Annotated in this window: 5 protein-coding genes, 3 rRNA genes and 1 pseudogene; 6 read left to right on the plus strand and 3 right to left on the minus strand. The window is 55.4% G+C overall.

Annotated elements, in window-relative coordinates; all coding sequences use genetic code 11:
* Positions 1-25 precede the first annotated feature (25 nt).
* Complete coding sequence (gene radA, locus BQ7486_RS05980; RefSeq protein ID WP_022373991.1) at positions 26-1,411, minus strand: DNA repair protein RadA; 1,386 nt, start codon at positions 1,409-1,411, stop codon at positions 26-28.
* A gap of 2 nt (positions 1,412-1,413) precedes the next feature.
* The gene (alr, locus tag BQ7486_RS05985; RefSeq protein WP_022373992.1) at positions 1,414-2,505 is read right to left on the minus strand and encodes an alanine racemase; all 1,092 of its coding nucleotides are present in this window, start codon (positions 2,503-2,505) and stop codon (positions 1,414-1,416) included.
* A gap of 483 nt (positions 2,506-2,988) precedes the next feature.
* Between alr and BQ7486_RS05990 the strand changes: the two genes are divergently transcribed.
* The 6 genes from BQ7486_RS05990 (at position 2,989) to dinB (ending at position 12,010) form a co-directional block, all read left to right on the plus strand.
* Positions 2,989-3,807: an RRXRR domain-containing protein gene (locus BQ7486_RS05990; RefSeq protein ID WP_074009339.1), complete on the plus strand. Its 819-nt coding sequence runs from the start codon at positions 2,989-2,991 to the stop codon at positions 3,805-3,807.
* A 27-nt stretch (positions 3,808-3,834) separates the two neighbouring features.
* Positions 3,835-5,151 (plus strand): lysophospholipid transporter LplT, encoded by a 1,317-nt coding sequence (gene lplT, locus BQ7486_RS05995; protein WP_022372831.1) that lies wholly within the window; start codon positions 3,835-3,837, stop codon positions 5,149-5,151.
* 409 nt (positions 5,152-5,560) lie between these two features.
* Positions 5,561-7,094: ribosomal RNA gene (locus BQ7486_RS06000) — 16S ribosomal RNA — on the plus strand.
* Positions 7,095-7,735: 641 nt separating this feature from the next.
* Positions 7,736-10,553, plus strand: a 23S ribosomal RNA gene (locus BQ7486_RS06005).
* Positions 10,554-10,711: 158 nt separating this feature from the next.
* Positions 10,712-10,826: ribosomal RNA gene (rrf, locus tag BQ7486_RS06010) — 5S ribosomal RNA — on the plus strand.
* Together the 16S, 23S and 5S rRNA genes form the textbook arrangement of a ribosomal RNA operon.
* 116 nt (positions 10,827-10,942) lie before the next feature.
* The gene (dinB, locus tag BQ7486_RS06015) at positions 10,943-12,010 is read left to right on the plus strand and encodes a DNA polymerase IV (protein WP_074009340.1); all 1,068 of its coding nucleotides are present in this window, start codon (positions 10,943-10,945) and stop codon (positions 12,008-12,010) included.
* Positions 12,011-12,039: 29 nt separating this feature from the next.
* Here dinB and BQ7486_RS11435 read toward each other — a convergent pair.
* A pseudogene (locus tag BQ7486_RS11435) lies at positions 12,040-12,372 on the minus strand (aryl-sulfate sulfotransferase); the annotation flags it as partial.

The following is a 12,372-nucleotide window of genomic DNA, read 5'->3' on the forward strand; positions in this document are numbered from 1 at the left end:
TGTGTCTGAGGATTCTAGCAGGGCTTTACGCGGTGTCTCGTGCGGCGGCAATCGCATCGGTGAGCCTGTCAACGGCGATGACTTCAAGCCCCTCAATCGGCGTTTTCGGCGCGTTGGCGCGCGGAATGATGGCTTTGCTGAAACCGAGTTTGCCGGCTTCCTTAAGGCGTTCCTGACCGCGCGGGGCCGGGCGTATTTCGCCGGCAAGGCCGGCTTCGCCGAAGACAACGAGTCCTGCGGGCATGGCGCGGTTGCCGATGGAGCCGGCAATCGCAAGCATCACGGCGAGGTCGCTTGCGGGTTCGGTGATTTTGACGCCGCCCACGGCGTTGACAAACACATCCTGATCGTAGCAGCCGATGCCGGCGTGGCGGTGCAGCACGGCAATAAGCATGGAAAGGCGCTGCTGATCAAGCCCCACGCTTAGGCGCTTGGGGCTTGGAAGGTGCGAGCCGTCCACAAGCGCCTGCACTTCAACCAACAGGGGGCGCGTGCCTTCCTGCGTCACCATCACAACGCTGCCGGGCACATTTTCCCGGTGTTCGGAAAGGAAAATCGCCGAGGGGTTGGAAATACCGCGCAGACCGCGGTCGGTCATCGCAAAGACGCCGAGTTCGTTCACAGCCCCGAAGCGGTTTTTAAAGGCGCGCACGAGGCGGAAATTGGAATGGGTGTCGCCTTCAAAGTAAAGGACCGTGTCAACGATGTGTTCCAGAACGCGGGGGCCGGCGAGGGCACCCTCCTTGGTGACGTGCCCCACAAAAAAGAGGGTGGTGCCGGTGGTTTTGGCAAGGCGTGTGAGCCGAGCCGAGCATTCGCGCACCTGCGTGACGCTCCCAGGGGCGCTGTCCAATTCATTGGAAAAAAGCGTCTGAATGGAGTCGATGACGATAAATTCGGGTTTAAGCCGCAGTAGCGCCTCTTCAATCTTTTCGAGCTCAATTTCGCTCATGAGACTTAACCCGTGGGGCTCAATGCCGAGGCGCTTGGCGCGCATCGCGACCTGCCCCGCGCTTTCTTCGCCTGAAACATAGAGCGCACTTTTACCCTGGGCGACGAGGCGGCTCATTACTTGAAGCAGCAGCGTTGACTTGCCGATGCCGGGGTCGCCGCCGATGAGGCTCACGCCCCCGGGGACGAGCCCTCCGCCCATCACACGGTCAAATTCTTCAATGCCCACAATGATACGGGGCAGGTCTTCGGCCTCAACATCAGCAAGGTCAATGACCTGCGTGGCTTCAATAAGCGAATGCGCGCGGTGTTTGTCGGAACCGAAGCGGGCGGAGGCGCCGCCCGCGATTTTGAATTCCTTCATCGTGTTCCATTCGCCGCAGTGCGGGCAGCGGCCCTGCCACTTCACCGACGTGCCGCCGCATTTTTCACAGACGTATTCGACGCGGGGTTTGGCCATTTTTACTGGTCTCCGTCAACGCGCACAGGGACGCGGGGCGCAAGGGCACACAAAAGCTCATAGCCGATTGTTCCGACGAGTCCTGCGAGTTCATTGACGCCGATATGTTCGCCCCAGAGTTCGACGAGGCTTCCGACATCGGCTTCCGGGACGTCCGTAATATCGATTTCAAGCATATCCATCGAAACAGAGCCCACAAGCGGCGCGCGCCGGCCTTCAACCCAGACGGGCGCACCGTCAGGCATTGAGCGCGGGTAGCCGTCGGCGTAACCGCAGGCTACAACGCCGATGCGGGAGGCCCGCTTTGCAATCCAGCGGCTGCCGTAGCCCACGGCTTCGCCTGGGGCAATTTCCTGCACGGCGATGATTTTTGCCGCAAGCGTCATCGCCGGACGGATGTTGAGTTCTTTACTCGTGATGTGACTGTCGGGGCTTACGCCGTAAAGGCCGATCCCGGCGCGCACGGCGTCACCGGTGACTTCCGGATGAAAAAGAAGTGCCGCGGTATTGGCAAGACACACGCCGCCCTCAAGCTGCGAAAGGCGCCCGAGGCGCGTGAGCTGCTTTTGCACGGAGGCCGGGCGCTCTGCGAGGTAACTCGGTTCGGCGTTGGCAAAGTGCGTGACAACGCCCATCACTTCGCAGCCCTTGATTGAGGCGAGCATCCTCTGCACGGCCGGGACTTCCAAAGGCAGAAACCCCAGACGGTTCATGCCGGAATTCACCTTAATGTGAACACGGACGTTTTTAAGGGGCGCCGCGTTTCTCAAAACGTCAATCATCCACTGTGAGTGAACGACTGTTTCAATCGCGTACTTTTCCAGATCCTTGATGTCGTCTTTTTCAAAAAAGCCCTCAAGCAGAAGAATCCGCTTTTTCCAGCCGCAGCCGCGTGCTCGGACGGCGTCACAGATATCGATTGTCGCAAGGCCGTCGGCGTCGGCGAAAGCCGCCACCGCGTTGTTGAGCCCGTGACCGTAGGCGTTGGCTTTGACAACGGCCCACACATCGCGCCCGTGCGCGGCTTCACGCATCCGGGCAAGGTTGTGCCGCAGTGCTTCCATATGAATTGTGACGGAAATCGGACGGGGCATGGATTGAATCCTTCGCAGTAAAAAGACGGATCAGGAAATTCTCATTCGGGCGCTAATGCTAACGGGTTTCGCTCTCACTGTCGCGGAAAAAACAAGGGGGAAACGCAGAAGTGTTGCCGCACGTTGTTGCGGCTCAAAAGGCGCGGCGGCATCCGGTGCTAAACTGCCTGCGCTTTTGTTCGCCCCATCATCAGAAGACCGTCTACTACCCCTGACTGAAGTCAGAGGCTTGGCAACAAGTCTTGGTTGACTAGCCTCAGTCCGTTTTCGGACGGACTCCGTTGGTTGGGAATCCGTTCCGTCGCAAGACGGGACGCAAACAGGCACCGCGGGATGTCGATCCTAGTCCCGCGCTCTGCGGTCTGCGGTTAAAAGCTCTGAGAGGTAGGAGCGGTGCTTCAGACAACAAACCCCTTCCAACATTGGCGAAGGATCACCACCGACCGCAAGGTCGAGCAGACGGAGCCCGTGAGGTATCCGTCAATGGAGAACACTTTGAAAGTTTTTGTGTTGAATATGCGCGGGCAACCGCTCATGCCGTGCTCCCCGCCCAAGGCGCGTAAGCTGCTTCGGGCCGGGAAGGCCGTGCCTGTGCGCCGAACGCCCTTCGTGATTCAACTGACGGTGCCGATGGGCGAAACCAAGCAGCCGATCACCTTGGGTGTGGATGCGGGCTACAAGCACGTCGGCATGAGTGCAACGACCGCCAAGGAAGAGTTGTTGGCTTCCGAGGTCGAACTGCGGCAGGACGTGACGGGCTTGCTCTCGAATCGCTTGGCACTTCGCCGCGCCCGACGCAACCGCAAGACCCGCTGCCGTGCGCCGCGTTTTGATAATCGCGTTCGATCAAAGCACAAGGGTTGGCTTGCGCCGTCCGTGGAGAACCGCATTCAGGCGCACATATCGCGCATCGTCGAGGGCTTGCCGAAGACGCATTGCGCGGACGCTTTCTGCATTGCTGGCGTCCTCGACGCAAAACGTCGGGGCGAGTACCTGTTTCAGAAACAGACGCGCCGCCACAATCGCCAGATCCACAAGCTGACGACTCTCAAAGGCCGTGTGCGCAAGCGCCATCAGGCTCCGTACCTAGTGCACGGCTTCAGGCTCTTTGACAAGGTGCTGTGCAAAGGGGAAGTCGGCTTTATTTTTGGCAGACGCTCCTCGGGTGCATTCGATGTGCGCCGTCTGGACAGTACAAAGATTTCTGCCGGTATTTCCTACAAGAAACTTTCGCTTCTTGAGAAGCGAAAGATGTTTTTAACTGAACTGAGAAAGGAGGGCCGCGATTCCTCCCGCGTCTGAAGACGCGGGTTTCCTCGCGGAATTTCTATGAAACGCGGCTTTTATACGATCATGTGCGCACAGTTTCTGTCGAGCCTGGCAGACAACGCACTTCTTATCGCAGCCATCGCACTGCTGACAAGCCTGTCGGCGCCGGAGTGGATGACGCCGCTTTTAAAGCTCTTCTTTGTGATCAGCTACATTCTTTTGGCTGCCTGGGTGGGGCTTTTTGCCGACCTCATGCCTAAAGGGCACGTGATGTTCATCACCAATGCCGTGAAGGTGGGCGGCTGTCTTTTGATGCTCTTTGGGTCGCATCCCCTGATTTCCTACGCGGTCGTGGGAATCGGTGCGGCGGCGTATTCACCCGCAAAGTACGGGATTCTCACGGAGCTGCTGCCTGCTGAAAAACTTGTGATTGCGAACGGCTGGATTGAGGGACTTACGGTCGTGAGCATCATTCTGGGTGTCGTCCTCGGGGGCGTATTGGTGCATCCGGACGTGGCCGACACGCTGATGCGGGTCTTTCACTTGGAGTTTTTCGGTGTGACCAACCACGCCGAAGCCGCGATTGCAATGATTGTCTTTATTTATGCGGCTGCGGCTGCCGTTAACCTCGCGATACCCGACACAGGAGCGCGCTATCCCCGGCAGTCTTTCCGTCCGGGGGCTGTGCTCAGAAACTTCTTTTCCGGTGCTAACTCCCTTCTCTGGAAGGATCCGTTGGGGCAGATTTCGCTTTCTGTCACGACGCTTTTCTGGGGCGCGGGGGCCGTCCTGCAGTTTCTAGTGCTTAAGTGGGCTGATCACGCGCTCGGGATGAACCTCTCGCAGGCAGCCGTACTTCAGGCCGTTGTGTCCGTTGGAATTGCGATCGGTGCCGTGCTTGCGGCAGCCACGGTTCCCTTAAAGAAGTCTTTAAACGTGCTTCCGATGGGAATCATCATGGGGCTTTTGGTGGCTTCGATGAGTTACTACCACGCTTCGCTCGTGCCGGGGGAATTCTCGGTTTTCGGCTGGTCGATCCGCTGGGCGGTGGTTGTGGCCTGCTTCATGATGGTGTTGGTCGGAATCTGCGCAGGGTACTTTGTGGTGCCGATGAACGCACTGCTGCAGCACCGCGGGCACGTTCTGATGAGTGCGGGACGCTCAATTGCCGTGCAGAACTTTAACGAGAACCTTTCGATTCTCGTGATGCTCGGCATCTACGCGCTCCTTATTAAGCTTGATATGTCCACGCCCATGACGATGATTGTCTTCGGTGTGTTTGTCGCGGTGAGTATGTGCCTTGTCATCATCAAGCACCGCCGCAACCAGAGCCGCTGCGACAGTCTGCATCTGATCGGTGAAGAAAAGCGCCACTAAGAGTAGGGACACCTGAGAAAATCTGCCGCCCGCGGACAAACAAATCCGCGGGCAAAATTTTTTCCGGGCAGCTATTGACAAGATCGGAAAAGGCTCTCATAATGCGCACCCTTCGCCGTTAAGACGAAGGCGCAAAGCCGAAAGAAAACAAAAAAATTTTCCGACGGACTTGCAAAACGAAAAACGGTTGTGTAATATACGCGACCTTGTCGCCGACGAAACGGCAACAAACGCTCTTTAAAAATCTGAAACAGACGAACCGATAAGTGTGGGTGCTTCTGAAAAATGCAGTTTCTTCATGGAAACGCAAAAAAAATCGGAAGTACTCAGACTTTAAGCCAAAGAAATGATTGAGATTTATCTCGGTCAGTTTCTGCGAGTGATTTGAGTACGACCAAAAAGCAGGATTCAAGTGAAGAGTTTGATCCTGGCTCAGATTGAACGCTGGCGGCATGCCTTACACATGCAAGTCGAACGGCAGCATGGAGAGCTTGCTCTCTGATGGCGAGTGGCGAACGGGTGAGTAATACATCGGAACGTGTCCGTTTGTGGGGGACAACCGTCCGAAAGGATGGCTAATACCGCATAAGACCTGAGGGTGAAAGCCGGGGACCGCAAGGCCCGGCGCAGACGGAGCGGCCGATGATTGATTAGCTAGTTGGGGAGGTAAAGGCTCACCAAGGCGACGATCAATAGCTGGTCTGAGAGGACGACCAGCCACACTGGAACTGAGACACGGTCCAGACTCCTACGGGAGGCAGCAGTGGGGAATTTTGGACAATGGGGGCAACCCTGATCCAGCCATGCCGCGTGCGGGAAGAAGGCCTTCGGGTTGTAAACCGCTTTTGTCAGGGACGAAAAGCTCCGGAGTAATATGCCGGAGTGCTGACGGTACCTGAAGAATAAGCACCGGCTAACTACGTGCCAGCAGCCGCGGTAATACGTAGGGTGCGAGCGTTAATCGGAATTACTGGGCGTAAAGCGTGCGCAGGCGGTTGGGTAAGACAGATGTGAAATCCCCGGGCTTAACCTGGGAACTGCATTTGTGACTGTCCGACTGGAGTACGTCAGAGGGGGGTGGAATTCCACGTGTAGCAGTGAAATGCGTAGATATGTGGAAGAACACCGATGGCGAAGGCAGCCCCCTGGGACGCAACTGACGCTCATGCACGAAAGCGTGGGGAGCAAACAGGATTAGATACCCTGGTAGTCCACGCCCTAAACGATGTCTGCTGGTTGTTGGGAATTTAATTCTCAGTAACGAAGCCAACGCGTGAAGCAGACCGCCTGGGGAGTACGGTCGCAAGATTAAAACTCAAAGGAATTGACGGGGACCCGCACAAGCGGTGGATGATGTGGATTAATTCGATGCAACGCGAAAAACCTTACCCAGCCTTGACATGTCAGGAATGCTTCGGAGATGAGGCAGTGCCCGCAAGGGAACCTGAGCACAGGTGCTGCATGGCTGTCGTCAGCTCGTGTCGTGAGATGTTGGGTTAAGTCCCGCAACGAGCGCAACCCTTGTCATCAGTTGCTACGAAAGGGCACTCTGATGAGACTGCCGGTGACAAACCGGAGGAAGGTGGGGATGACGTCAAGTCCTCATGGCCCTTATGGCTGGGGCCTCACACGTCATACAATGGTCGGAACAGAGGGCAGCGAAGCCGCGAGGTGAAGCCAATCCCAGAAAACCGATCGTAGTCCGGATTGCAGTCTGCAACTCGACTGCATGAAGTCGGAATCGCTAGTAATCGCGGATCAGCATGCCGCGGTGAATACGTTCCCGGGTCTTGTACACACCGCCCGTCACACCATGGGAGTGGGGTTCACCAGAAGACGTTTGCCCAACCGCAAGGAAGGCGGCGCCCACGGTGGGTTTCATGACTGGGGTGAAGTCGTAACAAGGTAGTCGTACCGGAAGGTGCGACTGGATCACCTCCTTTCTAGAGAATGTTTCTGAAAAGGAACTGCAGTAAAAGAAGGAAGTTCCCACACTTATCAGTTTGTTCTGTGAACAGATTGAGCATGAAGCTCTTTAAAAATTTGGAAAAAGAAGTAAAGCGTTCAATTTCAGCGTTGATGAGACGCTGAAACGGGATGTGATTGCATTTGAACTGANTGGACTCAAAAGGGAAACAACCCAGACCGCCGTTTAAGGTCCCAAATACAGGCTAAGTGGAAAACGAAGTGTGAAGGCTAAGACAGTCAGGAAGTTGGCTTAGAAGCAGCCATCCTTCAAAGAAAGCGTAATAGCTCACTGATCGAGTCCTCATGCGCGGAAGATGTAACGGGGCTAAGTCTGTAACCGAAAGCGCGGATTTGCACGCAAGTGCAAGTGGTAGGGGAGCGTTCTGTAAGCCTGCGAAGGTGTGTGGTAACGCATGCCGGAGGTATCAGAAGTGCGAATGCTGACATGAGTAACGATAAAGCGGGTGAAAAGCCCGCTCGCCGTAAGCCCAAGGTTTCCTGCTCTACGTTCATCGGAGCAGGGTGAGTCGGCCCCTAAGGCCAGGCTGAGAAGCGTAGCTGATGGGAAGCAGATTAAGATTTCTGCACCGACGTTAAGTGCGAAGGGGGGACGGAGTTTTGAGCATCATCCGGGTGTTGGATGTCCCGGTTTGTGCGTGTAGGAGGCCGGCAGGCAAATCCGCCGGCNAACTGGTATCACAAACTGAATACATAGGTTTGTGAAGCGAACGCAGTGAACTGAAACATCTAAGTAACTGCAGGAAAAGAAATCAACCGAGATTGCGGCAGTAGCGGCGAGCGAAACCGCAGCAGCCTAGTTTTTGATAATGCATGGTGACAGCAGAACGGTCTGGAAAGGCCGGCCACAGTGGGTGACAGCCCCGTATGCAAAGTCCGGTGCATGGTACTAAAAAGACGAAAAGTAGGGCGGGACACGTGACATCCTGTCCGAAGATGGGGGGACCATCCTCCAAGGCTAAATACTCATGATCGACCGATAGCGAACCAGTACTGTGAAGGAAAGGCGAAAAGAACCCCGGGAGGGGAGTGAAATAGAACCTGAAACCGCATACATACAAACAGTAGGAGCCCTACGGGGTGACTGCGTACCTTTTGCATAATGGGTCAGCGACTTACGTTTTGCGGCAAGCTTAACCGAGTAGGGGAGGCGCAGCGAAAGCGAGTTCGAACAGAGCGATAGAGTCGTAAGGCGTAGACCCGAAACCAGATGAGCTAACCATGGCCAGGTTGAAGGTGTGGTAACACACACTGGAGGACCGAACCGACCGGTGTTGCAAAACCGGCGGATGAGCTGTGGTTAGGGGTGAAAGGCTTAACAAATCTGGAGATAGCTGGTTCTCCCCGAAAACTATTGAGGTAGTGCCTCGTGACTGACTCCGGGGGGTAGAGCACTGTTATGGCTAGGGGGACATGGCGTCTTACCAAACCATGGCAAACTCCGAATACCCGGAAGTTGAATCACGGGAGACAGAGCACCGGGTGCTAACGTCCGGACTCAAAAGGGAAACAACCCAGACCGCCGTTTAAGGTCCCAAATACAGGCTAAGTGGAAAACGAAGTGTGAAGGCTAAGACAGTCAGGAAGTTGGCTTAGAAGCAGCCATCCTTCAAAGAAAGCGTAATAGCTCACTGATCGAGTCCTCATGCGCGGAAGATGTAACGGGGCTAAGTCTGTAACCGAAAGCGCGGATTTGCACGCAAGTGCAAGTGGTAGGGGAGCGTTCTGTAAGCCTGCGAAGGTGTGTGGTAACGCATGCCGGAGGTATCAGAAGTGCGAATGCTGACATGAGTAACGATAAAGCGGGTGAAAAGCCCGCTCGCCGTAAGCCCAAGGTTTCCTGCTCTACGTTCATCGGAGCAGGGTGAGTCGGCCCCTAAGGCCAGGCTGAGAAGCGTAGCTGATGGGAAGCAGATTAAGATTTCTGCACCGACGTTAAGTGCGAAGGGGGGACGGAGTTTTGAGCATCATCCGGGTGTTGGATGTCCCGGTTTGTGCGTGTAGGAGGCCGGCAGGCAAATCCGCCGGCGAATCTCCGAGACAAAGCATCGAGCTGCATTTTGCAGTGAAGTGATGGGATGAACTTCCAGGAAAAGCCTCTAAGCTATAGCTTAATGTCGACCGTACCGTAAACCGACACAGGTGGGCGAGTTGAATATACTCAGGCGCTTGAGAGAACTCGGGAGAAGGAACTCGGCAAATTGACACCGTAACTTCGGGATAAGGTGTGCCTTTGTAGTGTGAAGAGTGAAACACTCCGAGCATGAAGAGGTCACAGAGAATAGGTGGCTGCAACTGTTTACTAAAAACACAGCACTCTGCAAAGACGAAAGTCGACGTATAGGGTGTGATGCCTGCCCGGTGCCGGAAGATTAAGTGATGGGGTGAGAGCTCCTGATCGAAGTCCCGGTAAACGGCGGCCGTAACTATAACGGTCCTAAGGTAGCGAAATTCCTTGTCGGGTAAGTTCCGACCTGCACGAATGGCATAATGATGGCCACACTGTCTCCTCCCGAGACTCAGTGAAGTTGAAATGTTTGTGATGATGCAATCTCCCCGCGGCTAGACGGAAAGACCCCATGAACCTTTACTGCAGCTTTGCATTGGACTTTGAACCGATCTGTGTAGGATAGGCGGGAGGCAGAGAACCGAGGACGCCAGTCTTTGGGGAGCCGACGTTGAAATACCGCCCTGATTTGTTTGAGGTTCTAACCGCGGATAGTAAACCTGTTCCGGGACCGTGCATGGTAGGCAGTTTGACTGGGGCGGTCTCCTCCTAAAGGGTAACGGAGGAGTACAAAGGTACGCTAGGTACGGTCGGAAATCGTGCTGATAGTGCAATGGCGCAAGCGTGCTTGACTGCGAGACCGACAAGTCGAGCAGATGCGAAAGCAGGTCATAGTGATCCGGTGGCACTGAATGGAAGGGCCATCGCTCAACGGATAAAAGGTACTCTGGGGATAACAGGCTGATACCGCCCAAGAGTTCATATCGACGGCGGTGTTTGGCACCTCGATGTCGGCTCATCTCATCCTGGGGCTGTAGCCGGTCCCAAGGGTATGGCTGTTCGCCATTTAAAGAGGTACGTGAGCTGGGTTTAAAACGTCGTGAGACAGTTTGGTCCCTATCTGCCGCGGGCGCTGGAAGATTGACGGGGGCTGCTCCTAGTACGAGAGGACCGGAGTGGACGCACCTCTGGTGTACCGGTTGTCACGCCAGTGGCACAGCCGGGTAGCTATGTGCGGAAGAGATAACCGCTGAAAGCATCTAAGCGGGAAACTTGCCTGAAGATAAGTCTTCCCGGAGGCTAGACCTCCCAGAAGAGTCGTTCGAGACCAGGACGTTGATAGGTCAGGAGTGCAAGCGCTGTGAGGCGTTGAGCTGACTGATACTAATTGCTCGTGAGGCTTGATCCTATAACCGTGCTGCCTAGTCTAATGTAAGGCAGTTGAGAAACGGACAATGGATTTTGAAGCGCAGTGAATGCAAATAATCGCGTTCCGACGCTTACTTCTTTTTGCAAAGACTTCGTCACGGGAGTTCAATTGATGAACTTCTGAGACAACAGGCTTTGCCCGGCGGCCATACCGTGGCGGTACCACTCCTTCCCATTCCGAACAGGACAGTGAAACGCTTCTGGGCCGATGATAGTTGGTTGTATTTCCAGTGAAAGTAGGACACTGCCGGGCTTTACCATTTAAAACCCTCGGGATCAAAACGGTCTCGGGGGTTTTTCTTTGCCTGAAAGTTTTGATGCCGTCGTGCGCTATCATTTATAGTCAGTTCTTTTTTCGTTCAGCCTGCAATGGAGTACCGCCGGATTCTGCACATCGACATGGATGCGTTTTATGCGTCCGTTGAGCAACGCGACAATCCCGCACTGCTCGGTAAGCCGGTGGCGGTGGGTCACGCTGACGGACGCGGCGTCGTAGCAACCGCAAGCTATGAGGCTAGAGCCTTCGGCGTGCACAGTGCGATGCCTTCACGCCGCGCCAAGGAACTCTGTCCGGACCTCATCTTCGTTAATAACCGCATGGACCACTACAAGGCCGTTTCCCGAGAGATCCATGCAATCTTTGCCCGCTACACCGATCTCATTGAGCCCATCAGTATCGATGAGGCATTCTTGGACGTTACCCACAACAAGAAACGTATCATCCTTGGTGTAGAAGTGGCTAAGGAAATTAAGAAAGCCATCCGCACGGAACTTAACCTTGTGGCAAGTGCCGGCGTCTCCTACAACAAGTTCCTGGCGAAGGTCGCAAGTGACTGGCGAAAGCCCGACGGCCTCTGCACGATCCATCCGGACCAGGCGCTCACCTTTATCGACCACCTGAAAGTCGAGCACCTTTGGGGCGTGGGGCCTGTGACAGCACAGCGCATGCATGCGATGGGATTGGTAACCGCCAAAGACGTGCGTGCGGTGCCGCTTGCGGATCTGCTGCGGGAATTTGGTAAAGCCGGTCAGACCTACTATGATTTTGTCCGCGGGATAGATAACCGGCCTGTAGTTGCCGAGAGAATTCGCAAAAGTGTCGGATGCGAAGAAACCTTTGACATGGATGTCTCTGACATAACCGAAATCCTCGCACGGCTGGACGCTGTTGCGCAGGACCTGGAGCGCCGCATCAGCCTCAGAGACTTCAGGGGGCTGACGCTCACGCTCAAAGTCAGGTTTCATAACTTTGTGACTGTGACGCGCAGCGTCTCTCAGACAACGCCCTGGACGGACGCAGCCGAAATGAAAGCGGCAGCCGCTGCGCTTTTGTCGCACATCGAACTGCCGCGCCGGGGAATCCGGCTTCTGGGACTCACCGTTGCCAATCCCGAAGAGCCGTCGCTCACGCCGGATCTCTTTGACGATCCGGCGTAAAGGTTCCCGTTATTTTCCTGTGAAGATTTTTTTTTGAGGCTTACAGGGAAGACCTGATAGCCCATCGTGTTTTTGAGACGGATTTCCACGGCCGGTGTCGTCTCGCCCCAGCGGAATTCTTCCAGGCAGGGGTTGGGACGGCCCTTTGACTTGCCGGTCTTTTCGTCACGCGGGGCGCCTGCAAAGGCAGCGTATACGACGATCGAGTCTTTATCGGCCTGGTATTCGGTGAGCGACGTCACCGGGCTGTACCAGTCGCTGCAGCGCTCTTTGCCGTACTGCCAAACTTGTTCAACCGTCATTTTCTTCTGGTTAATCTTGTAGACCACGGCCCGGCTGTACTTTTCTCTCGGGGCATCGGG

Source organism: Duodenibacillus massiliensis, from assembly GCF_900128485.1.
GTDB classification, from domain to species: Bacteria; Pseudomonadota; Gammaproteobacteria; order Burkholderiales; family Burkholderiaceae_F; genus Duodenibacillus; species Duodenibacillus massiliensis.

Excerpts from the sequence above, each read along its gene's own strand:
- radA (WP_022373991.1), bottom strand. The coding sequence starts at position 1,411 with ATGGCCAAACCCCGCGTCGAATACGTCTGTGAAAAATGCGGCGGCACG.
- alr (WP_022373992.1), bottom strand. The coding sequence starts at position 2,505 with ATGCCCCGTCCGATTTCCGTCACAATTCATATGGAAGCACTGCGGCAC.
- BQ7486_RS05990 (WP_074009339.1), top strand. The coding sequence starts at position 2,989 with ATGGAGAACACTTTGAAAGTTTTTGTGTTGAATATGCGCGGGCAACCG.
- lplT (WP_022372831.1), top strand. The coding sequence starts at position 3,835 with ATGAAACGCGGCTTTTATACGATCATGTGCGCACAGTTTCTGTCGAGC.
- dinB (WP_074009340.1), top strand. The coding sequence starts at position 10,943 with ATGGAGTACCGCCGGATTCTGCACATCGACATGGATGCGTTTTATGCG.